This window comes from Streptomyces sp. NPDC055099 (genome assembly GCF_053607685.1).
The window spans coordinates 18,257-38,896 of the sequence record NZ_JBSGUA010000017.1; the positions used below are offsets into that span (position 1 = coordinate 18,257).

The 20,640-nt window shown below is 69.7% G+C and carries 20 protein-coding genes; 12 read left to right on the plus strand and 8 right to left on the minus strand.

Annotated elements, in window-relative coordinates; genetic code table 11:
* Position 1: 1 nt before the first annotated feature.
* Positions 2 to 937, plus strand: a complete 936-nt coding sequence (locus ACWFRU_RS33365; RefSeq protein ID WP_453691870.1) for a DMT family transporter — start codon at positions 2 to 4, stop codon at positions 935 to 937.
* Here ACWFRU_RS33365 and ACWFRU_RS33370 read toward each other — a convergent pair.
* Together ACWFRU_RS33370 and ACWFRU_RS33375 are read right to left on the minus strand one after the other, a co-directional pair.
* The gene (locus ACWFRU_RS33370) at positions 843 to 1,793 is read right to left on the minus strand and encodes a LysR family transcriptional regulator (protein ID WP_453692014.1); all 951 of its coding nucleotides are present in this window, start codon (positions 1,791 to 1,793) and stop codon (positions 843 to 845) included. The two genes, ACWFRU_RS33365 and ACWFRU_RS33370, sit on opposite strands and share 95 nt — an antisense overlap.
* Positions 1,794 to 1,795: 2 nt before the next feature.
* Entirely contained in the window at positions 1,796 to 2,128 is a 333-nt protein-coding gene (locus ACWFRU_RS33375) for a PLD nuclease N-terminal domain-containing protein (RefSeq protein ID WP_453691871.1), read from the minus strand.
* A gap of 89 nt (positions 2,129 to 2,217) precedes the next feature.
* Between ACWFRU_RS33375 and ACWFRU_RS33380 the strand changes: the two genes are divergently transcribed.
* The 8 genes from ACWFRU_RS33380 to ACWFRU_RS33415 all read left to right on the plus strand — a co-directional run bounded on the left by ACWFRU_RS33380 (position 2,218) and on the right by ACWFRU_RS33415 (position 10,010).
* A complete protein-coding gene (locus ACWFRU_RS33380) occupies positions 2,218 to 3,675 on the plus strand; it encodes a menaquinone biosynthesis decarboxylase (RefSeq protein WP_453691872.1) in 1,458 nt (485 codons plus the stop codon).
* Positions 3,676 to 3,677: 2 nt separating this feature from the next.
* Positions 3,678 to 4,601, plus strand: coding sequence for a menaquinone biosynthesis prenyltransferase MqnP (gene mqnP / locus ACWFRU_RS33385; RefSeq protein WP_453691873.1), 924 nt, complete (start codon positions 3,678 to 3,680; stop codon positions 4,599 to 4,601).
* A gap of 9 nt (positions 4,602 to 4,610) precedes the next feature.
* Positions 4,611 to 5,291 (plus strand): UbiX family flavin prenyltransferase, encoded by a 681-nt coding sequence (locus ACWFRU_RS33390; RefSeq protein ID WP_453691874.1) that lies wholly within the window; start codon positions 4,611 to 4,613, stop codon positions 5,289 to 5,291.
* 164 nt (positions 5,292 to 5,455) lie between these two features.
* The gene (locus ACWFRU_RS33395; protein ID WP_160510435.1) at positions 5,456 to 5,911 is read left to right on the plus strand and encodes an Lrp/AsnC family transcriptional regulator; all 456 of its coding nucleotides are present in this window, start codon (positions 5,456 to 5,458) and stop codon (positions 5,909 to 5,911) included.
* 63 nt (positions 5,912 to 5,974) lie between these two features.
* Positions 5,975 to 7,138 carry an aminofutalosine synthase MqnE gene (gene mqnE / locus ACWFRU_RS33400; protein WP_453691875.1) on the plus strand — a complete coding sequence of 388 codons (1,164 nt, stop codon included), beginning with the start codon at positions 5,975 to 5,977 and terminating at the stop codon, positions 7,136 to 7,138.
* A 116-nt stretch (positions 7,139 to 7,254) separates the two neighbouring features.
* Positions 7,255 to 7,779 (plus strand): N-acetyltransferase family protein, encoded by a 525-nt coding sequence (locus ACWFRU_RS33405; RefSeq protein WP_453691876.1) that lies wholly within the window; start codon positions 7,255 to 7,257, stop codon positions 7,777 to 7,779.
* A 139-nt stretch (positions 7,780 to 7,918) separates the two neighbouring features.
* Positions 7,919 to 8,209 (plus strand): DUF4229 domain-containing protein, encoded by a 291-nt coding sequence (locus ACWFRU_RS33410; protein ID WP_453691877.1) that lies wholly within the window; start codon positions 7,919 to 7,921, stop codon positions 8,207 to 8,209.
* Positions 8,210 to 8,648: 439 nt separating this feature from the next.
* Positions 8,649 to 10,010 (plus strand): dicarboxylate/amino acid:cation symporter, encoded by a 1,362-nt coding sequence (locus tag ACWFRU_RS33415; protein WP_453691878.1) that lies wholly within the window; start codon positions 8,649 to 8,651, stop codon positions 10,008 to 10,010.
* A 95-nt stretch (positions 10,011 to 10,105) separates the two neighbouring features.
* On the opposite strand, the gene ACWFRU_RS33420 is transcribed toward ACWFRU_RS33415, so the two are convergent.
* The 4 genes from ACWFRU_RS33420 to ACWFRU_RS33435 all read right to left on the minus strand — a co-directional run bounded on the left by ACWFRU_RS33420 (position 10,106) and on the right by ACWFRU_RS33435 (position 13,566).
* On the minus strand, positions 10,106 to 10,897 hold the full coding sequence (locus tag ACWFRU_RS33420) for an ABC transporter permease (RefSeq protein WP_453691879.1): 792 nt from the start codon (positions 10,895 to 10,897) through the stop codon (positions 10,106 to 10,108).
* Positions 10,894 to 11,904 (minus strand): ATP-binding cassette domain-containing protein, encoded by a 1,011-nt coding sequence (locus ACWFRU_RS33425; protein WP_453691880.1) that lies wholly within the window; start codon positions 11,902 to 11,904, stop codon positions 10,894 to 10,896. Before ACWFRU_RS33425 ends, ACWFRU_RS33420 begins: the two co-directional genes overlap by 4 nt.
* 170 nt (positions 11,905 to 12,074) lie before the next feature.
* A complete protein-coding gene (locus ACWFRU_RS33430) occupies positions 12,075 to 12,923 on the minus strand; it encodes a DUF4097 family beta strand repeat-containing protein (protein WP_453691881.1) in 849 nt (282 codons plus the stop codon).
* Between the two features lie 124 nt (positions 12,924 to 13,047).
* Positions 13,048 to 13,566, minus strand: a complete 519-nt coding sequence (locus ACWFRU_RS33435) for a hypothetical protein (RefSeq protein ID WP_453691882.1) — start codon at positions 13,564 to 13,566, stop codon at positions 13,048 to 13,050.
* A gap of 350 nt (positions 13,567 to 13,916) precedes the next feature.
* Between ACWFRU_RS33435 and ACWFRU_RS33440 the strand changes: the two genes are divergently transcribed.
* Positions 13,917 to 14,570, plus strand: coding sequence for a TetR/AcrR family transcriptional regulator (locus ACWFRU_RS33440; RefSeq protein ID WP_453692015.1), 654 nt, complete (start codon positions 13,917 to 13,919; stop codon positions 14,568 to 14,570).
* A gap of 48 nt (positions 14,571 to 14,618) precedes the next feature.
* Here the strand turns inward: ACWFRU_RS33440 and ACWFRU_RS33445 are convergent, their stop codons facing one another.
* Both ACWFRU_RS33445 and ACWFRU_RS33450 read right to left on the minus strand, forming a co-directional pair.
* Positions 14,619 to 15,464, minus strand: coding sequence for a MaoC family dehydratase (locus ACWFRU_RS33445; RefSeq protein WP_453691883.1), 846 nt, complete (start codon positions 15,462 to 15,464; stop codon positions 14,619 to 14,621).
* A gap of 286 nt (positions 15,465 to 15,750) precedes the next feature.
* Positions 15,751 to 17,193, minus strand: coding sequence for a 3-oxoacyl-ACP reductase (locus tag ACWFRU_RS33450; RefSeq protein ID WP_453691884.1), 1,443 nt, complete (start codon positions 17,191 to 17,193; stop codon positions 15,751 to 15,753).
* A gap of 72 nt (positions 17,194 to 17,265) precedes the next feature.
* On the opposite strand from ACWFRU_RS33450, the gene ACWFRU_RS33455 reads away from it, so the two are divergent.
* The gene (locus ACWFRU_RS33455; protein ID WP_453691885.1) at positions 17,266 to 18,543 is read left to right on the plus strand and encodes an acetyl-CoA C-acetyltransferase; all 1,278 of its coding nucleotides are present in this window, start codon (positions 17,266 to 17,268) and stop codon (positions 18,541 to 18,543) included.
* A 165-nt stretch (positions 18,544 to 18,708) separates the two neighbouring features.
* Entirely contained in the window at positions 18,709 to 20,607 is a 1,899-nt protein-coding gene (locus ACWFRU_RS33460) for an AMP-dependent synthetase/ligase (RefSeq protein WP_453691886.1), read from the plus strand.
* The last annotated feature ends 33 nt before the right edge of the window (positions 20,608 to 20,640 follow it).

Genomic DNA, 20,640 nt, shown 5'->3' on the forward strand with positions numbered 1-20,640 from the left:
CATGACCTCAGAAAACAAGGGCACGGCCCAGCTCACCGCAGCGATGGTGCTCTCCGGCACCCTCGGGATCTTCGTCGTCGAGTCGGGTGCGTCGGCCTTCAACGTCGTGTTCTTCCGCGTGCTGTTCGGCGCCCTTGCCCTGGGGGCCTACGCCTTCGCCCGCGGCTACTTCCGCGGCCACGGCCTCACCCCGAAGAAGCTCGGACTCGCCGCGCTCGGCGGCGCGTTCATCGTCTTCAACTGGGTGTTCCTCTTCAAGGCGTACGAGGAGACATCGATCTCGCTGGCGACCGTCGTCTACCACACTCAGCCGTTCCTGCTCGTCCTGATGAGTGCCGTCATCTTCCGTGAGCGGCTGACCAGCCGCCAACTCATGTGGCTCGGCACCGCGTTCGTCGGGCTAGTGCTGGTGTCCGGGGTGCGGCCGGGCGACCTCGGCTCGCTCACCGGCATCGGCTTCGCCCTCCTGGCCGCGCTGCTCTACGGCCTCTCCACCCTCGTCACCAAGCGCATCACCGGGGTACGCCCCCACCTGATCGCCCTCGTCCAAGTCCTCGTCGGCATCCCGCTGTTGCTGCCCTTCGCGAACTTCGGCGCGATGAGCGGGACGGCCACCGGCTGGGGTTGGCTGGTTGGGCTCGGCGTCATCCACACCGGCCTGATGTACGTCCTGATGTACGCGGCGTACGCGAAGCTGCCCACCGCCAAGATCGCCGTACTCGCCTTCACCTACCCGGCGGTCGCGATGGTCGCCGACTGGGCCGTCTACGGGCACCACATCGGCCTCGTCCAGGCGCTCGGCGTACCGCTGATCGTCCTCGCGAGCCTGAAGATCAACCGCGTCAAGTCGACGAAGACGATTGCCGGTTCGACTGGTTCGTCTGGTTCGCCGGCTCCGCTGTCTGCTCCCGCACCAGCCGTACCGACTGGTCGATGAACAGCCGCACATGGGCCGGAAGCCGCTTGCCCGACCGCCACGCCAGCTGCGTGTGCAGGACGAAGGGCGGCTCCCACGGCAGCGCGACGAGCACCCCCGAGGTCAGCTCGTCGCGTACCGCCATCCGCGGCAGGAGCGCCACCCCGAGGCCACCGGCGACCCCTCGCTTGGTGGCCTCGATCGTGCCGAACTCCATGAAGGGCGGCGGGGAGCCGTTGCGCGTCCGCAGCTCGTCCTCGAACAGATCCCGGTAGGGGCAGCCGGGCTCCGTGCCGACGAGCTGCACCGCCGCCAGATCACCCGTGGCGAGCGAGCCCGCCCCGCGCTCGGCCAGCGGATGCGTCGGCGCGCAGACCAGGACCAGCGGCTCCTCGGCGAGGACCTCGGTCTCCAGGCCCGCGTGCTCGGTCTCGCGCTCCATCAGGAACCCCACGTCGTACGTCCCCTGCCGCAGCGCGTGGCGGGTCTCGTCGCCCAGCGTGGGGCGCAGGGAGAGCTGCACCTTGGGGTAGCGGTGGTGGAAGAGTTCGAGCAGCGGGGGCAGCCGGTAGGAGGTCAGCGACTCCATCGTGCCGACGGCGATCGCGCCGGCCGGCTCCTCGGCGCCGACGACCGCGGCCCGTGCCTCGTCCGCGAGGTCGATGATCTGCTGGGCGTAGGGGAGCAGGCGCTCACCCGCGTCCGTGAGCCGGATGCGGCTGCCGAGCCGGTCGAAGAGCTCGGCGCCGAGCGAGGACTCCAGGGAGCGGATCTGGCTGGTGACGCTGGACTGGGCGTACTTCAGCTCGGCGGCGGCCTGCGTGAAGCTGAGCACGGTCGCGACCTTTTCGAACGTGACGAGCAGCCGCAGTTCCATCATCAGCCCTCCGTGCCCCGGTCCCGCTTCTTGTCGTCCGGGTCCTCGTCCCTGAGGGACTTCAGGAACTCGGGGTTGTCGTCAGGTGCCACCCACTGTCCGCCGCGGCCGCCGCGCCCGGCGCGGGGACCGCCCCCGGTGGCGGGCGTCTTGCGCACCTTGCCCGTGACGAACCAGGCGATCGGGCCGAGGAGAACCTCGCCGAAGAGCAGCACGATGATGACCCAGACCACCTTCGGCAGATGCCTGACCTCCTTCTCCGGAGTGTTCAGGACATCGATGAAGGCATAGATCCACACGGCCAGGACCAGCAGGAACGGCAGATACCTGAGCATGGTGGCGCGATTCCCCAAAGGACGAAGGAAGGGCGGCGTACGAACCCCGGTGACGGGGCCAGGGTAGCCGGTGACCGATACTGGAACGCATGGCTTATGACGATCTTCGCTCCCTGCTCCGTGCACTGGAGCGCGAGGGCGATCTCAAGCGCATCAAGGCCGAGGTCGATCCCTATCTGGAGGTCGGCGAGATCACCGACCGCGTCCAGAAGGCCGGCGGCCCGGCGCTCCTCTTCGAGAACGTGCGCGGCTCGGCGATGCCCCTCGCGATGAACGTGTACGGGACGGACCGGCGCCTCCTGAAGGCGCTCGGCCTGAAGTCGTACAGCGAGATCAGCGACAAGATCGGCGGCCTCCTCAAGCCGGAGCTGCCGCACGGCTTCGTCGGCATCCGCGAGGCCTTCGGGAAGCTCGGCGCGATGACGCACGTGCCGCCGAAGAAGGTGAAGTCCGACAACGCGCCCGTGCAGGAGGTCGTGCTCACCGGCGACGACGTCGACCTGGAGAAGCTGCCCGCGCTCTTCACCTGGCCCGAGGACGGCGGCTCCTTCTTCAACCTCGGCCTGACCCACACCAAGGACCCCGACACCGGCGTCCGCAACCTCGGTCTGTACCGCCTGCAGCGCCACGACAAGCGCACCATCGGCATGCACTGGCAGATCCACAAGGACAGCCGCAACCACTACCAGGTGGCCGCCCGCAGGGGCGAGAAGCTCCCGGTCGCGATCGCCTTCGGCTGCCCGCCCGCCGTCACGTACGCCTCCACCGCGCCGCTGCCGGGCGACATGGACGAGTACATGCTGGCCGGGTTCATCCAGGGCAAGCGCGTGGAGATGGTCGACTGCAAGACGGTCCCGCTCCAGGTCCCCGCGCACGCCGAGGTCGTCATCGAGGGCTGGCTGGAGCCGGGCGAGATGCTCCCCGAGGGCCCCTTCGGCGACCACACCGGTTTCTACACGCCGCAGGAGGACTTCCCGGCGCTGAAGATCGACTGCGTGACGATGCGGAAGCGTCCGCTGCTCCAGTCGATCGTGGTCGGCCGCCCGCCGACGGAGGACGGCCCCCTCGGCCGCGCCACGGAGAGGTTCTTCCTCCCCCTCCTCAAGGTGATCGTCCCGGACATCGTCGACTACCACCTGCCGGAGTCCGGCGGCTTCCACAACTGCGCGATCGTCTCGATCGACAAGAAGTACCCGAAGCACGCGCAGAAGGTCATGCACGCCATCTGGGGCGCCCACATGATGTCGCTGACCAAACTGATCGTGGTCGTGGACAAGGACTGCGACGTCCACGACCTGCACGAAGTGTCCTGGCGTGCGCTCGGCAACACCGACTACGCACGCGACCTGACGGTGGCCGAAGGTCCCGTCGACCACCTCGACCACGCGTCCTACCAGCAGTTCTGGGGCGGCAAGGCGGGCATCGACGCGACGAAGAAGCTGCCCGAGGAGGGCTACACCCGGGACGGGGGCTGGCCCGAGATGGTCGAGTCCGACCCGGAGACGGCGTCGAAGGTCGACCGCCGCTGGAAGGAGTACGGGCTCTAAAGATGAGTGCTGATTCAGCGACCCCGGAACTCTTCGGGCCCGAGCCCGCACCGCCCGGCAAGGTCAAGGCGTTCCTGCGCCTCGTCATGATCGAGCACTCGGTGTTCGCCCTGCCCTTCGCCTACATCGCCGCGCTGACCGCGATGTTCCAGGTGGACGAGAACATCCACTGGGGGCGGCTGCTCCTGGTCACGGTCTGCATGGTCGGCCTGCGGACGTTCGCCATGGCCGCCAACCGCATCATCGACCGGGAGATCGACGCCCGTAACCCGAGGACCGCGCACCGCGAGCTCGTCACGGGCGCGGTGTCGGTGAAGTCCGCCTGGACCGGGGCGCTGATCGCGCTCGTCGTGTTCCTCGGCGCCGCCGCCCTGCTCAACCCGCTGTGTCTGGCGCTCGCGCCCGTCGCGGTGATCCCGATGGTCGTCTATCCGTACGGCAAGCGGTTCACGAACTTCCCGCAGGCGATCCTCGGTATCGCCCAGGCGATCGGTCCGATCGGCGCCTGGATCGCGGTCACCGGCGAGTGGTCGTGGCAGGCGGTCATCCTCGGCGTCGCGGTCGGCGTCTGGATCGGCGGCTTCGACCTGATCTACGCCTGCCAGGACGTGGAGACGGACCGTGAGGTCGGCGTGAAGTCGGTGCCCGCGCGGTTCGGCATCCCGGCCGCCATCTGGGGCTCGCGCGGCTGCCACCTGGTGACCACGGCACTGTTCGTCTGGTACGCCGCCGACACCGGGGCGGGCGTGTTCCTCTGGCTCGGCATCGCGGTGGTCGCCGGTGCCTTCGTGTACGAGCACTCGATCGTGAAGCCGCACGACCTCTCCCGGCTCAACCGCGCCTTCTTCCAGGTCAACGGCTTCATCGGCATAGCGCTCTTCGTCTGCGCGCTGCTCGATCTGCTGATGCGCGGACTGACCGTCTAGGCTCACGGTGTGAAGCCAGGAGACACGCAGCGTAAGCCTTGGATCGTGGGGGTGTCGGGGGCCTCGGGGACCCCGTACGCCGCCGCAGTGCTGCGGGCCCTGCTCGCGGCGGGGGAGAGCGTCGACCTGGTGGTCTCGCGGGCCTCGCGGCTGACGATCCTCGACGAGACGGGCATCGCCTTCCGGGACGCGCACTGGCAGGAGGACCTGCGGGAGTGGCTCGGCCGCGGCGCCGACGGCAAGCCGGCGACCTTCGACGTGCCGGTGGACGACGTGCGCTACTGGGCGGCCGGGGACCTGGCCGCCGGGCCTTCGTCGGGGTCGTACGCGTCCAAGGGGATGCTGATCGTGCCCGCGTCCACGGCGTGTGTGGCCGGGGTGGCGCTGGGGCTCTCGAAGGATCTGCTGCAGCGGTCGGCGAGCGTGACGCTCAAGGAAGGCAGGCGACTTGTCGTCTGTGTGCGCGAGACGCCGCTGAACGGACAGACGCTGAAGCACTTGGTGACGCTGGACGAGGCGGGCGCGGTCGTACTGCCCGCCTCTCCCGCGTTCTACGCGGGGGCGACGCACATCCAGGATCTGGTGGACTTCGTCGCCGGGCGGACGCTCGACGCGGCAGGGGTGCCGCACCAGCTGTACCGCCGCTGGAAGGGAGAGCTCGGTGGAGGCTCGGCCCCTTCGGGGGACTAGCGCTTCCCGGTCTTCCCGGTCTTCCCGGTGGCGACGCGACGTGCCCAGAAGAATCCTCGCCGAGCGGCGGAGATTCCGAAAGATTCACAGGGTGCAACCCTATTGCGCCTTAGTTTCTACACATAGACTCGCGGTATCGCTGAATAATGAAAGGCATCGCACCTATGGACGCCGTGGACAGGCAGCTCATCCAGGCTTTGCGTGAGAACGGCAGGGCCTCGTACGCCGAACTCGGCCGGCTCGTCGGCCTCTCCGGCCCGAGCGTCACGGACCGGATCAACCGCCTCGAGGCCGCGGGCGTCATCACCGGCTATCGCGCGACCGTCGACTCCGCCTCGCTCGGCCTGGGCGTCATCGCCCTCATCGGCATCTCCCTCTCGGACGCCGCCGACCACGAGGACGTGGCACGGCGCCTGAAGGACCTGCACGAGATCGAGGACTGCTGGTTCATCGCGGGCGACGACTCGTACATGCTCAAGGTCCGGGCCAGTGACGTGGACGGCCTGGAGAAGACGATCCGCAGGCTGAGCGGCACGAAGGGCGTCTCCAGGACGCGTACGACGATCGTGCTCTCCACAAAGTGGGAGAACCGCGTCGGGGAGCTGCCGGAGGAGGAGTGACCTGCGGGGCGTACCGTTGGCGAGAGTTTGTGGTGGGTCGTAGGGAGAGGTAAGGGCGAGGGCATGGACGCAGGTCTCAAGCGCGAACTGGAGCAGAAGGTCCGGGACGGCGAGCGGCTGTCCCGCGAGGACGGCATCGCGCTCTACGAGTCGGACGACCTGGCCTGGCTCGGCGGCCTCGCCCACGAGGTGCGCACGCGCAAGAACGGCGACGTCGTGCACTTCAACGTCAACCGCCACCTCAACATGACCAACGTGTGCACCGCCTCGTGCGCCTACTGCTCGTTCCAGCGCAAGCCGGGCGAGAAGGACGCGTACACGATGCGCATCGAGGAGGCCGTCCGCCTCGCCAAGGCGATGGAGGGCGAGAACCTCACCGAGCTGCACATCGTCAACGGCCTGCACCCCAACCTGCCGTGGCGCTACTACCCGCGTTCGCTGAGCGAGCTCAAGAAGGCGCTCCCGGACGTGTCCCTGAAGGCGTTCACCGCCACGGAGATCCACCACTTCGAGACGATCTCGGGGATGTCGGCGTCCGACATCCTCGACGAGCTGATCGAGGCGGGCCTGGAGTCGCTGACCGGCGGCGGCGCGGAGATCTTCGACTGGGAGGTCCGCCAGCACATCGTGGACCACCGCACCCACTGGGAGGACTGGTCGCGCATCCACCGCCTCGCGCACGAGAAGGGTCTCAAGACTCCGTGCACGATGCTGTACGGCCACATCGAGGAGTCCCGGCACCGGGTCGACCACGTGCTGCGGCTGCGTGAACTCCAGGACGAGACCGGCGGGTTCCAGGTCTTCATCCCGCTGCGCTACCAGCACGACTTCGTCGACATGAAGGACGGCAAGGTCAGGAACCGCCTCCAGGCGCGCACGACCATGGCGTCGGGCGCCGAGGCCCTGAAGACCTTCGCGGTCTCGCGCCTCCTCTTCGACAACGTCCCGCACGTCAAGGTCTTCTGGGTCATGCACGGCCTGCAGACCACGCAGCTCGCGCTCCAGCACGGCGCGGACGACATGGACGGCTCGGTCGTCGAGTACAAGATCACGCATGACGCGGACAACTTCGGCACGCCGAACAAGCTGACGCGTGACGACCTGCTCGACCTCATCCGCGAGGCGGGCTTCCGCCCGGTCGAGCGGAACACGCGCTACGAGTCGATCCGTGAGTACGACGGCCCCGACCTGTCGCTGCGTGAGACCCCGCAGGCCATGCGGGTCTGACGGCCTTTCTCGAGTCAACGCGGCGAGCCCCGGTCCACAGCGGCCGGGGCTCGCCGCGTTGTCCGCGATGCGGAACGCGGTTGAGGCACAGGGCCAGTAATAGTTAACCTCGCCCTATGGCGCTTACCTTCCGGCTCGACCCGGAGATCGATCCCGCCCTCCGTGACGGCGTCCTCGTCCTCTGGGCCGACGTGTCCAACGCCGGCGGAGCCGTCGGATTCGTACCGCCCGTGACGGTCGACGACATCCGGCCCGAGTGGCTCAAGCGCCTGGCCCAGCTCAGCCAGGGAGACACCCGGCTCCTCGTCGGGTACGACGAGGACGGCGCCGTCGCCGCGACCGCCTTCCTCACCTACAACACGCACCGGCTGATGAAGCACTGGATCTGGCTGTACGTGGTGATGGTGCACCCCAGGCACCAGGGCAAGGGATACGGCCGCGACCTCATGGCGGCCGCGGCCGACGCCGCCCGCGGGCTCGACGGCATCGAGGCGATCCGGCTGACCTGCCGGGGCGGCACGGGAGTCGACCGGTTCTACGAGTCCTGCGGATACAAGGAGGTCGGGCGGGTGCCCGGCGCGATCCGCGTCGCCCCCGGTGACGACCGCGACGACATCACGATGCTCCTGCCGCTCGGCTGAGTGCGACGGCTGAGCGCGAGGCTGAGTACGGGGCTGCGTACGGGGAGGGCTCACCCCCTTGCCGGGCGCGGCCCCTCCCATGCTTCACTGGAGTGGCTCGTCCTACTCGGGCTATTTCGGAACGGAAGAGTGGATTGACATGCTCCGCTACACGCTGATGCGCCTCGGGGTCTTCGTGGGCTGCTTTTTCGCGGTCTGGGGACTTGTCTACGTCGGCGCCCTGCCGAAGGGGCTCGGGGACTCCAACCTCCTCTGGGTCCTGCTGCTCGCCCTCGTCGTCTCCGCGCCCATCAGCTTCGTCGTGCTGCGCAAGGAGCGGGACCGCGCGTCGATCCAGGTCGTCGAGCGCGTGGAGCGCACCAAGGCCAACCTGGAGGCGAACCGCACGATGGAGGACCTCGCCGACGACTCCGCCCGCGCGAAGTCCTGAACGGCACCGCCTGACGGCCCTGCGCGACGTCGTAAGTTTCGTCACAAAGACCTCAGCCCCGGTACTGGAGCCACTGCTCCGGGCCGGGGTTTCTTGCGTCCCGGGGGCGGCTCGGCCTGTGATTGGCCTCGTCTACCTCAAACAAGACCTTTGATGTTCTCAAAGTTCAAGTGTTAACGTGTTCGACATGAAGACAGCAGCCGCGCACCGCATCGCCATGAGCGTCCCGCTCGTGGCGCGCCTGCATGTCGATCTCTGCCGCTGCATGTCCGCGGCCTGTCGTCGCCGTCCCTGAGCTCCCGCTGAGCCTCTTCGAACAGCGTGACGACAAGCATCAAGTGACATCTGCACTGCAGCGGCGCCCTCAAGGCCGTTCCGTCTGACCCCTTCGCGGTCGCCGCTCCCTCACGTCCCCCCCGCCATCACCCGGAGTGTGTCCGTGTCCGCGAAGTCCCCCGTATCCCCGGCCACCGAGGCCGAGCAGCCGAAGACCGGCTCCCGGATACCCAGATTCCTCAAGCTGCCGTTCTGGGCCCAGATCCTCGGCGGCCTGGTCCTCGGTGTCCTGCTCGGCTGGCTGGCCCGCAGCCAGGACGTGTCCTGGCTCGTCACCACCCTGGACAAGGTCGGAAGCACCTTCATCGGGCTCCTGAAGCTGGCGGTCGCCCCGCTCGTCTTCTTCGCGATCCTGGTGTCGATCACCAACCTGCGCAAGGTCAACAACGCGGCGCGGCTCGCCTCGCAGACGCTGATCTGGTTCATGATCACGTCGCTGATCGCGGTCGTCATCGGCCTCGCGATCGGGCTCCTCACCAACCCGGGCGCCGGCACCGGCCTGACCCCGAAGGACGGCGCCAAGCCGGAGACCTCGGGCTCCTGGATCGACTTCCTCACCGGGATCATCCCGACCGACGTCATCACGCCGTTCACCGAGCTCAACGTCCTGCAGATCGTCTTCATGGCCGCCGTCGCCGGTATCGCCGTACTGAAGATCGGTGACAAGGCGCAGCCGATCCTGGACCTCAGCGAGTCCGTGCTCGCGCTGCTCCAGAAGGCCCTGTGGTGGGTCATCAAGCTGTCGCCGATCGGCACCATCGGCCTCATCGGCTTCGCCATCGCCGACTACGGCTGGGACCTGATCAGCAAGTACGCGACGTTCACCGCCGACATCTACATCGGCTGCGCCCTGGTGATGTTCGGCGTCTACCCGCTGCTGCTCTCCACGGTCGCCAAGGTCAACCCCGTGCAGTTCTTCAAGGGCGCCTGGCCCGCGATCCAGCTGGCCTTCGTCTCGCGCTCCTCGGTCGGCACGATGCCGGTCACCCAGAAGGTCACCGAGCGCCTCGGCGTGCCGAAGGAGTACACGTCCTTCGCGGTGCCGTTCGGCGCCACCACCAAGATGGACGGCTGCGCCGCGATCTACCCGGCGATCGCCGCGATCTTCGTCGCGCAGATCTTCGACGTGCAGATGGGCATCAAGGAGTACCTGCTCATCGCCTTCGTCTCGGTGGTCGGTTCCGCGGCCACGGCCGGCCTGACGGGCGCCACGGTCATGCTGACCCTGACCCTGTCGACGCTGGGCCTGCCGATGGAGGGCGTGGGCCTGCTGCTGGCCATCGACCCGATCCTGGACATGATGCGCACGGCCACGAACGTCGCCGGTCAAGCGGCCGTGCCGGTGATCGTCGCCGCCCGCGAGAAGATCCTCGACCGCGACGCCTACCAGAACGCGTCGGCTTCGCCGCTCGACGCGTTCGACGAGCCCGCCGACGAGCGGCAGCCGGTGCCTGTCGCCGCCTGACGTCCCCCCCCGTTCGTGGCGAACGTGCCCCCGCACTCAGCAGTGGCTGAGTGCGGGGGCACGTCTGTGGTGCGAGGCGCATCGGGGCCGGTCGGTCACTTCGGGTCGCGCTCGAAGACCGCCTTCGCCCAGAAGTAGCCGAGCAAGGTCAGTCCCAGGCACCAGGCGAGGGCGATCCAGCCGTTGTGGCCGATCTCGGTGCCGAGGAGCAGGCCGCGCAGGGTCTCGATGGTGGGGGTGAAGGGCTGGTACTCGGCGACCGGCTGGAACCAGCCGGGCATGGAGTCGACGGGGACGAAGGCGCTGGAGAACAGCGGCAGCAGGATCATCGGCATCGCGTTGTTGCTGGCGGCCTCGGCGTTCGGGCTGACCAGGCCCATGCCGACCGCGACCCAGGTGAGGGCCAGGGAGAAGAGGACGAGCAGGCCGAAGGCGGCCAGCCACTCCAGGACGGTGGCGTCGGTGGAGCGGAACCCGATGGCGACACCGACGGCGCCGACGAAGACCACGCTCAGGACGGACTGAAGGACGCTGCCGACGACGTGCCCGACGAGCACGGACCCGCGGTGGATGGCCATGGTGCGGAAGCGGGCGATGATGCCCTCGGACATGTCCATGGAGACGGACACGGCGGTCCCGACCACGGCGCCGCCGATGGTCATCAGCAGGATGCCGGGGACGATGTAGGCGATGTACTCGGAGCGGTCCGCGCCGCCCCCGCCGATGCCCGCGCTCATCACGTCACCGAAGAGGTAGACGAAGAGCAGCAGCAGCATGATCGGCGTGAGCAGGAGCTGCAGGGTCATGGACGGGTAGCGCCGGGCGTGCAGGAGGTTGCGGCGCAGCATCGTGGACGAGTCGCGCAGGGCGAGGGCGAGGGAGCTCATCGGACGTTCTCCTTGGTCTGGGCGTGCTGCGCGGGGACATCGGCGGGGCCGGTCAGGGCGAAGAAGACGTCGTCGAGGTCGGGGGTGTGGACGGTGAGCTCGTCGGCCTCGACACCGGCCGCGTCCAGCCAGTCGAGGAGGGAGCGCAGTTCGCGCTGGCTGCCGTCGCTGGGGATGGACAGCGAGAGGGCCTCGTCGTCGCGGGTTACGTCGTGCAGGGCGAGGGCGGCGGAACGGTAGGCGTCGGGGTCGGTGAATCGCAGGCGTACGTGGCCGCCGGGGATGAGGCGTTTGAGTTCTTCGGCGGTGCCTTCGGCGGCGATCTTGCCGTTGTTCAGGACGGCGATGCGGTCGGCGAGTTCGTCGGCTTCTTCCAGGTACTGGGTGGTGAGGAAGACGGTGACGCCGCCGGTGACGAGTTCGCGGATGATCTGCCACATGTTGTGGCGGGAGCGCGGGTCGAGGCCGGTGGTGGGCTCGTCGAGGAAGATGATGCGCGGGTTGCCGACCAGGGTCATGGCGATGTCGAGGCGGCGTTTCATGCCGCCGGAGTAGGTGGAGGCGGGTTTCTTGGCGGCGTCGGTGAGGTCGAAGCGGGCGAGGAGTTCGGCGGTGACCTTGCGTCCCTCGCTCTTGGAGAGGTGGTGCAGGTCGGCCATGAGGAGCATGTTCTCCTCGCCGGTGATCAGCCCGTCCACCGCCGAGAACTGGCCCGTGACACCGATCGCGGCACGCACCCCGTCCGGTGACGTGGCGATGTCGTGGCCCGCGACCTGGGCCTCTCCGCCGTCGGCCGAGATGAGGGTGGAGAGGATCTTCACGGCGGTGGTCTTGCCCGCGCCGTTCGGGCCGAGCAGTGCGAACACCGATCCGGCGGGGATGCGGAGGTCGATGCCGTCGAGGACGGTCTTGTCGCCGTAGGACTTGCGCAGACCGATGGCGGAGACGGCGGCCGAGGACGGCTGACCGTTGTTCTGGCTGGATGTGGACATGACAGATGAAGGCATGGGGCCCTCCTGATCGAAGGCTGAGGTGGTGGGGGTGGTGGCGTGGTGGGGGTGGTGAAGTGGCCGGGGGTGGGCGTGGCCGCTGGTGGCCTGGCTGGGGGCCGGTATTCGTCGGCGTGGGCGCTGGTGGCCTGGCTGGGGGCCGGTTCTCGTCGGCGGAGGCGCTGCGCTCAGGCGTGGGCGCGGGCGCGGACGATGTCGATGTTGCCGTGCCGGGTGCGGGCGCGGATCTTGACGGTGTCCTCGGACTCGTCCGGGCCATCGGACGAGGTGAGCCTGTTGCGTACCTGCCCCTTGTCGGAGCCGGCATCGAGCCAGGCGGCCGTGCCCTCGCGGATGCCGATCTCGATGGCGCCGTAGTTGGTCTCCAACTGGACCGTGCCGCGGGAGGCTTCGGCGATCCGCAGGGCGCCGTAGGCGTTGGTCGCGGTGACCGAGCCCTCGGCGCGCGCGATGTCGATGGCGCCGTGGGCGCCGCTCACCCGCAGGTCACCGGTCGCGCCGCCGACGGTCGTGTTGCCGTGCGAGTTCTTCAGCGTGGCGGGGCCCTCGACGAGGCCGACGCGGATGTTGCCGGAGCTGGTGGTGATCTCGGCCGCGCCCTCGACCCGTTCGACGGTGATCGAGCCGTGGGAGACGGTCAGTTGGAGCGGTCCGGTCGTGTCCAGGCGGACATCGCCGACCGAGGCCTTCACGCGGACCTCGCCGAGCCGGCCCTCGCCCAGCACGTTGGGGCAGGAGCCGCCCACCTCGACGTGTGAGCCCGTGGGCAGTTCGACCGCCACGTCGACGGCGCCGGTGGGGCCGATCATGAGGCGCTCCTTCGTCCTGATGTTCAGGACGCCGCTCGCATACGTGACCTCGGTCTGCTCGGCGGCCCGTACGTCCTTGTCCCTCTTCGGGTCCTGGGCCGTGACCTGGACGAGGGTGTCAGGCCGGTCGCTCGCGGTGAACCGGATGGAGCCGGCCCCCACGTGCGCCATGACCGAGATCGATTCGGGAGTGTCGAAAGAAGGCATGGCTGTCCCGTCCTCTTGGGTCTCTGGGGCGTCCCCGCTGGTGGGACGTGGTGTGAGTGAAGTGGTGGGAGGTGCTGGGAGTACTGGGAGGTGCTGGAGGTGCAGAGGCGGAGTGGGGGCGTGGCTAGCGCACCCAGCCGGTGATGGTCTGTCCGATCGTGTGCGTTTTCTGCGTCGTACGCGGGCGGGCGTCGCCCTCGACCGCGGCCGAGACGGCGCGGATCAGCCAGGCGTTGACCGAGAGGCCCTCACGTCCCGCTGCCTCCTCGGCGCGGGCCTTGAGGTGGGCCGGCAGGCGCAGGTTGACGCGGGCGGTGCCGCCTTCGTCGCCTTCCGCGGGCGCCTGTGCCTTGAGCGGTTCGTAGGGGGCGGCCGACTCCACGGGGGCGTCGCTGTCGGTGGGCGGCAGCGTCACCACGAAGTCGGGGTCGAGACCACGCAGCCGTACGTCGACGGAGCCGGGGGCGAGCTCGCGGGTGATCTCGTCCATCGCGGCCGAGAGCACGTTCAGCATGGTCAGCCGGGTCGCCGACTCCAGGGGAGCGGTGAGACGGTCGGCCAGCTCGCGGGCTTCGTCCCCGCCGGCTTCGGCGGCCACCGCGAGTTCACGGCGGAGGGTGTCGACATACGGGGTGAGGTCCATGACGTCATCTTGGCACCATCATGGCGCCATGCGCAACCGTAATGGCGCCGAAAGTGGGACTGGTGTGCGGCGCACTTGACGCGTACGGCTCTGACCTGCGGGAACGCGGATGGGTGGAGTGGGTCATTCTGGCGCCAGGGAGGAGGTGAGGGCTCGGGGAGGTGGTGCGGCGGGGCTTGGTGGCGCCGTCTGGCACCACCTGGTGCCACCTGGCGTCATGTGGCGTCACGTGGTGCCGCCGGGTGCCAATGGGGTGCGGGGCCGCTCGGGGGCTGACCGTAGGCTGGCTTTTCTGTGCACAGGTTGTGTGGAAACAGGTTGTGTGGAAGGTGGGCGCCGGGGTGGGCGACATGAAGGCCGGTGGGGGCGCGGGCGTGAGGCGGCAGAAGCGGATGCCGAGGGCGGTGCGCGAGCAGCAGATGCTGGACGCGGCCGTGCGGATCTTCGGGCAGCGGGGGTACCGGGCGGCTTCCATGGACGAGATCGCCGAGGTGGCGGGGGTCTCGAAGCCGCTGGTGTACCTGTATCTGAACTCCAAGGAGGAGCTGTTCACCGCGTGCATCCGGCGGGAGGCCGCGGCGCTGGTCGCCGCGGTGCGGGACGGGGTGAGCGGGGGCGGGCCCGCCGACCGGCAGTTGTGGGCCGGGCTGCGGGCCTTCTTCACGCATACCGCTGAGCGGCCCGAGGCGTGGGTGGTGCTGCACCACCAGGCGCGTACGCAGGGCGAGCCGTTCGCCGCCGAGGTCACCGTGATGCGCGAGGAGATCGTGGCGTTCGTGACGTCACTGATCGCGGAGGCGGCACGGGAGGCGCACCGCAAGCCGGAGCTGGCGGAACGTGAGGTCGCGGGCCTTGCGCAGGCGTTGGTGGGCGCGGCGGAGTCGCTCGCCGGCTGGGCGAACGGGGACGCGTCGGTCTCCGCGAAGGAGGCCGCGGCGACGCTGATGAACTTCGCGTGGGCGGGACTGGGGGAGTTGATGGAGGGGCGGCGCTGGGTTCCGTAGCGGTGGTGGCGGCGGTGGCTGTGGCTGTGGTTGTGGCTGTGGCTGTGGTCAGCGGAGGGTCGCGGTTCCGGTGAGGTGGGTCTTGGGGGAATCGTCGCCGGAGCCCCGGAGTTGGAAGTCAGCGCCGTCGGCCGCGTAGGTCACTGTGCCGGGGAGCAGTACGGGTGCCTTGAAGTCGACGTGTACGTGGGCGGATTCGGGGGTGCCGTACTCCGCCAGGCAGCGGGCCACGGTCCACATGCCGTGGGCGATGGCCCGGGGGAAGCCGAGCATGCGTGCGGTCAGGGGGTACAGGTGGATGGGGTTGCGGTCACCTGAGACGGCGCCGTAACGGCGGCCGAGGTCACGGGGGAGGGACCACTCGGCGAGGGCGGGGAGCGGGGTGCTTTCGAGGGGTGCCTTGGGGGCCTTGAGGGCCTTGAGGGCCTTGGTGGGGGCGCTGGTGTCGGTGCGGTGGCGGGCCAGGTAGGTGCTGCTGGACGTCCATACGGTGGTTCCGTCGACGCGGGCCTCGGTGACGATGGTGGCTTCGGTGCCGCGGTGGTGCGGGGTCAACTGGGTTGCGTGTACGGAGAGTTCGAGCGGATCGGCGGTGGTCAGGGCGCGCTGCTGGTCGATCTCGATGGACGTGTGGACGAGCCCGAGCAGCGGAAGCGGAAAGGCGCGGGCGGACATGAGCCGCATGGCCAGCGGAAAGCTGAGGACGTGGGGGTAGGTGAGGGGGAGGGTGTGCGGGGCGGTGCGGTACCCGCAGAGGCGGGAGTAGACGGCGAGACGCTCGCTTCTGGGACGTACGCCGCTGAGGGTGGGTCGTGAGGCGGGGAGGGGGGCGTCGGCGCGGGGCCGCTTGAGCGGGGAGAGGAGCGCGCCACGGAGGAGGAGGGGGGCGAGCATGGGGTCCTTTCGGGGACGTATGTGGGAGCGGGGCAGTCTCGTGAGCCGCGCGCTGCGGGGTCACGCTGGTACACCTCCCCGGCCCACCCCGCGACCGCTGCCGACTGCGGAGGCGCGAGCGCTGCTGCGTTTGCTCGCCACCGGGATGCTGCGGGGCAATCGGGTGGGTGGGTGGGAAAGGCTTGTTCGGCGCGGTGAGGATGCCGGGCAAACGGGCGGGTGGGTGGGAAAGGCTTGTTCGGTGGCGTAACGCTGCGCGCCGCCCGGCCGCCGGGAGAAACCTGGGCTACGCCCCGAGCAGGCTCTGGCCGCAGACCCGGATCACCTGGCCGTTGACGCCGCTCGAAGCAGGGCAGGCCAGCCACGCCGTGGTTTCCGCGACGTCCACCGGCAGACCCCCCTGCCCAAGGGAATTCATGCGGCGCCCCGCCTCGCGGATGAGGAGAGGAACCGCCGCCGTCATCTTCGTCTCGATGAACCCGGGCGCCACCGCGTTCACATTCACCCCGTACTCCGCGAGCGCCCCCGGCGCCAGAGCCCGTACCAGGCCGATGATCCCCGCCTTGCTCGCGGCGTAGTTGGTCTGGCCGACGTTCCCCGCGATCCCCGCGATCGAAGCCGTGGCGACGACGCTTCCGCCCCGGTTCAGCGTCCCGGACTTGAGCAGCGCGTCCGTCGTACGCAGCACGCTCGTCAGGTTCACGTCCAGGACGGGGTTCCAGCGGTCGGCCGGCATGTTGGCCAGCTTGCGGTCCCTCGTGATCCCCGCGTTGTGGACGAGGATGTCCAGACCGCCGGGAGCCAGCGCCGAGGCGATGCGCTCCCCGGCGTCGTCCACCGTGATGTCCAGCGGCAGCGCCGTACCGCCGAGCCGGTCCGCGACCCGTACCAAGTCCGCCTGCGCGGACGGCACATCGAGTACGACGACCCGCGCACCGTCCCGCGCGAGCACCTCCGCCACCGCCTCGCCGATCCCCCGCGCCGCCCCGGTGACGAGCGCCGTGCGGCCGGCGAGGGGCCGACCCCAGTCGAGATCAAGGCGCTCCCCCTCAAGGCGCTCCCCCTCAAGGCGCTCCCCCTCAAGACGCTCCCCCTCAAGACGCTCCCCCTCAACGCGCTCCCCATCGAGGCCCCCCTCCGCCTCCCCCGTCTCGATCACCTGACCGCTCACATACGCCGACCTCGGCGAGAGCAGGAACCGCAACGTCGACTCCGCCCCGGCCGCCGAACGCATGCGGACCAGCGTCGCCGTGCGCCCCTTGCCCAGCTCCTTGCCGAGGGAACGCACGAAGCCCTCCAACGCCTGTTGCGCCGCCGCCTGATGGTGGTCCACCCCTTGGCCCACCCCCTGGCCCGGCGCCGAGACGGGAGCCGAGACGGGCGCCCCCAGCACCACCACACGGCCGTTCTCCGCCACCGACCGCACCACGGGATGCAGCGCCGCGTGCACGAGAGCGAGGCCGGGAGTGTCGCGAATGCTCGTTGCGTCCACCACGATCGCCGTGGGGCGGGACGAATCGGATGTGACGCGCAGGTTCGTCCGCTCCAGGACCGGCGGCAGGTCCGCCGCGTGGGCGGACTCGCCCGCCGTCAGAAGCAGCAAGTCGCCCTCAAGATACGGCCGTTCCGGCGTCCAGCGGCGCAACGCCGACGGCTGGGGCAGACCGAGCCTCCGGGTGAGGAAGCGGCCGGGTGCGGTGCCCGTGAAGTTCAGATAGCGGTCGGCCATTGTCCAACTCCCAGCTCGGTCGTAAATTTACTTCAGAGTAAGGTTACTCAAGGGTCAGGAGCTGGTCGAGACATGAAACTGCCCACCACCCGCCGCGTGGCGGTCATCGGCGGCAGCCGCATCCCCTTCGCGCGCTCCGACGGCCCGTACGCGACCGCGTCCAACCAGGAAATGCTGACCGCCGCCGTCGACGGGCTCGTCGAGCGCCACGGCTTGGAGGGGGACGGCGCCGTGGGGGAGTTCGTCGCCGGCGCCGTGCTCAAGCACAGCCGGGACTTCAACCTCGCCCGCGAGACCGTCATCGGGTCGCGCCTCGCGCCGACCACACCCGCGTACGACATCCAGCAGGCCTGTGGCACCGGCCTGCAAGCCGTCATAGCCGCCGCCAACAAGATCATGCTGGGGCAGACGGAGTCCGCCGTGGCGGGCGGCGCGGACACCGCGAGCGACGCCCCGCTCGGCGTCAACGACTCCCTGCGCAAGATCCTCCTGTCCGCGCGCCGCGCCAAGACGACCGGGGAGCGGGTCAAGGCGCTGGCCCGCGTGCGGCCCTCGCATCTCGTGCCCGACATCCCGCGCAACGCGGAGCCCCGCACCGGGCTCTCGATGGGTGAGCACGCCGCCGTGACCGCTCAGGCGTGGGGCATCACGCGCGAGGCGCAGGACGAACTGGCCGCCACCAGCCATCAGCGGCTCGCCGCCGCGTACGACAGGGGGCTTCTGGACGGGCTCGTCGTGCCGTTCAGGGGGCTTGAGCGGGACCAGAATCTGCGGCCCGGGTCGAGCGTCGAGAAGCTGGCGAAGCTGAAGCCGGTGTTCGGGGTGGCGGGGGCCAACCCGACCATGACGGCCGGGAATTCGACGCCCTTGACCGATGGTGCCGCCGTCGCGCTGCTCGCGAGCGAGGCGTGGGCCGGGGCGCGCGGTCTTGAACCGCAGGCCTACCTCACCGCGTACGAGACCGCCGCGGTCGACTTCGTCGGGGGTGATGTCGCCGGGGGCGAGGACGGGCTCCTGATGGCGCCCGCGTACGCGGTGCCGCGGATGCTGGAGCGGGCGGGGCTCGGGCTCGCTGACTTCGACTTCGTCGAGATCCACGAGGCGTTCGCCTCACAGGTGCTCGCCACGCTGGCCGCGTGGGAGAAGCGGGGCCTCGGCGTCGTGGACCGGGACCGGCTCAACGTCGCAGGCTCCTCGCTCGCCACGGGCCACCCCTTCGCCGCCACGGGCGCGCGGATCGTCGCCACCCTGGCGAAGCTGCTCGCCGAGCGGGGCGCTCCCGGGCGCGGACTGATCTCGATCTGCGCGGCGGGCGGCCAGGGGGTGACGGCGATTCTGGAACGGGAGTGACGAGGCCCCCCCGCGCCACCGCCCCACCGCGCCACCGCCCCACCGCGCCACCGCCCCACCGCTCCACCCTCGCCACCGCCTCACCGCCTCACCGCCTCACCGCCTCACCACCCCGCCTTCGCCACCGCCTCACCGCTCCACCGCCCCACCGACAAGGAGTCGCCCATGCCCCCCATAGCCCCCCAGCCCGCCCTCGTCGAACCCCACTTGCGGCACCTCGACGGTGCCGTTCGTGAGGTTTCCGTGCCGGCGTTCGCCGCTGTCGCCGTCAGTGGGTCCCTTGCCGACATTCCCTTCGACAACGCCCGGGAGGCGCCCGCCGAAGCCGTGCTTTCCCGCAAAGGGGACGACGGGCGGTGGCGGGACGTGTCCGCCGAGGAGTTCGCCGGGGAAGTACTCGCCGTCGCCAAGGGGCTGATCGCGGAAGGGCTCGCCCCGGGGGACCGACTCGCCATCATGGCGCGTACGACGTACGAGTGGACGCTGCTCGACTTCGCCGGCTGGGCGGCAGGGCTCGTCACCGTCCCCGTCTATCCGACCTCCTCCGCCTACCAGACCCGGTGGATACTCCAGGACTCCGGCGCCGTCGCGCTCGCCGTGGAGACCTCGGCGCTCGCCGCCTCGCTGGGACCCGAGCGGGACCGGATGCCCGACCTGGAGCACCTGTGGTCCTTCGAGAAGGGGGACATACGGCGGCTCGCCGAGCTGGGCCGGCAGGCGGAGATCTCCGACGAGGAAGTGGACCGCAGGCGCGGCGAGTCGAGGCCCGACTCCGTCGCCACGCTCATCTACACCTCCGGCACCACCGGACGCCCCAAGGGCTGCGTCCTGACCCACGGCAACTTCTTCGCCGAGGTCGACAACGCCATCGAACTGCTCCACCCCGTCTTCAAGTCCGTCAGCAAGGAGCCCGCGTCCACGCTGCTCTTCCTGCCGCTCTCCCACGTCTTCGGACGCATGGTCGCCATCGGCTGCATGCGCGCCCGGGTACGGCTCGGGCACGCGCCCAGCATCCAGACAGAGGACCTGCTCACGGACCTCAGCGGCTTCCGCCCCACCTTCCTGCTCGCCATTCCCTACGTCCTGGAGAAGGTCTTCAACACCGGGCGCGCCACCGCCGAGAAGATGGGCCGCGCCTCCTCCTTCGACCGCGCGGCCCGTATCGCCGTCCGCTACGGCGAGGCGATCGAGGCGGAGCAGCACGGCACGGGACCCGGGCCGTCGTTCAAGCTGCGGCTGGCCCGCGCGCTCTACGACCCGCTGGTCTACCGGCGTATCCGCGCGGCACTCGGCGGCAAGGTGCGCTACGCGATCTGCGGCGGCTCACCGCTGGGGCGCCGCCTCGCCGCGTTCTACGCGGGCGCGGGCATCGAGATCTTCGAGGGCTACGGGCTGACGGAGACCACCGCCGCGGCCACCGTGACGCCCCCGCTGAAGCCGAAGCTCGGCACGGTGGGCTGGCCGCTGCCGGGCACCCGTGTGCGGATCGCGGACGACGGTGAGGTGCTGCTCGCCGGGAGGCAGGTCTTCGGCGGGTACTGGGACGGGCAGGCGGGGCGTGCGGTGCCCGCGCGGAGCGAGTGGTTCGCCACGGGCGACATCGGCGCCCTGGACGCCGACGGATACCTCTCCATCACCGGGCGCAAGAAGGACATCCTCATCACCACCGGCGGCAAGAACGTCACGCCCGCCCCGCTGGAGGACTGGCTGCGCGCCCACCCGCTGATCGGCCAGTGCATGGTGGTCGGCGACGCCCGCCCCTACATCACCGCCCTGATCACGCTGGAGGCGGACGGCATAGCGCACTGGTGCCGCATGAAGAAGAAGGCGCACACGGGCCCCGGCCTCGTGGACGACCCCGACCTGCGCGAGACCCTGCAGCGCGCGGTCGACGAGGCCAACAAGCTCGTGTCGCGCGCCGAGTCCATCCGGCGGTTCGCCGTGCTGCCCGTGGACTTCACCGAGGAGAGCGGCCATCTGACCCCGTCCCTGAAGCTGAAGCGGGACGCCATCGAGCGGGACTTCGCCGAGGAGATCGAGAAGCTTTACGCACGCGGACAGTGACTCGGTCACGCACGGTAGCGAAGGTCACTCCCT

Bases quoted from the DNA above. Each gene is read 5' to 3' on its own strand.
- ACWFRU_RS33365 (WP_453691870.1), top strand. From the start codon at position 2: ATGACCTCAGAAAACAAGGGCACGGCCCAGCTCACCGCAGCGATGGTG.
- ACWFRU_RS33370 (WP_453692014.1), bottom strand. From the start codon at position 1,793: ATGGAACTGCGGCTGCTCGTCACGTTCGAAAAGGTCGCGACCGTGCTC.
- ACWFRU_RS33375 (WP_453691871.1), bottom strand. From the start codon at position 2,128: ATGCTCAGGTATCTGCCGTTCCTGCTGGTCCTGGCCGTGTGGATCTAT.
- ACWFRU_RS33380 (WP_453691872.1), top strand. From the start codon at position 2,218: ATGGCTTATGACGATCTTCGCTCCCTGCTCCGTGCACTGGAGCGCGAG.
- mqnP (WP_453691873.1), top strand. From the start codon at position 3,678: ATGAGTGCTGATTCAGCGACCCCGGAACTCTTCGGGCCCGAGCCCGCA.
- ACWFRU_RS33395 (WP_160510435.1), top strand. From the start codon at position 5,456: ATGGACGCCGTGGACAGGCAGCTCATCCAGGCTTTGCGTGAGAACGGC.
- mqnE (WP_453691875.1), top strand. From the start codon at position 5,975: ATGGACGCAGGTCTCAAGCGCGAACTGGAGCAGAAGGTCCGGGACGGC.
- ACWFRU_RS33405 (WP_453691876.1), top strand. From the start codon at position 7,255: ATGGCGCTTACCTTCCGGCTCGACCCGGAGATCGATCCCGCCCTCCGT.
- ACWFRU_RS33410 (WP_453691877.1), top strand. From the start codon at position 7,919: ATGCTCCGCTACACGCTGATGCGCCTCGGGGTCTTCGTGGGCTGCTTT.
- ACWFRU_RS33420 (WP_453691879.1), bottom strand. From the start codon at position 10,897: ATGAGCTCCCTCGCCCTCGCCCTGCGCGACTCGTCCACGATGCTGCGC.
- ACWFRU_RS33425 (WP_453691880.1), bottom strand. From the start codon at position 11,904: ATGCCTTCATCTGTCATGTCCACATCCAGCCAGAACAACGGTCAGCCG.
- ACWFRU_RS33430 (WP_453691881.1), bottom strand. From the start codon at position 12,923: ATGCCTTCTTTCGACACTCCCGAATCGATCTCGGTCATGGCGCACGTG.
- ACWFRU_RS33435 (WP_453691882.1), bottom strand. From the start codon at position 13,566: ATGGACCTCACCCCGTATGTCGACACCCTCCGCCGTGAACTCGCGGTG.
- ACWFRU_RS33440 (WP_453692015.1), top strand. From the start codon at position 13,917: ATGAAGGCCGGTGGGGGCGCGGGCGTGAGGCGGCAGAAGCGGATGCCG.
- ACWFRU_RS33445 (WP_453691883.1), bottom strand. From the start codon at position 15,464: ATGCTCGCCCCCCTCCTCCTCCGTGGCGCGCTCCTCTCCCCGCTCAAG.
- ACWFRU_RS33450 (WP_453691884.1), bottom strand. From the start codon at position 17,193: ATGGCCGACCGCTATCTGAACTTCACGGGCACCGCACCCGGCCGCTTC.
- ACWFRU_RS33455 (WP_453691885.1), top strand. From the start codon at position 17,266: ATGAAACTGCCCACCACCCGCCGCGTGGCGGTCATCGGCGGCAGCCGC.
- ACWFRU_RS33460 (WP_453691886.1), top strand. From the start codon at position 18,709: ATGCCCCCCATAGCCCCCCAGCCCGCCCTCGTCGAACCCCACTTGCGG.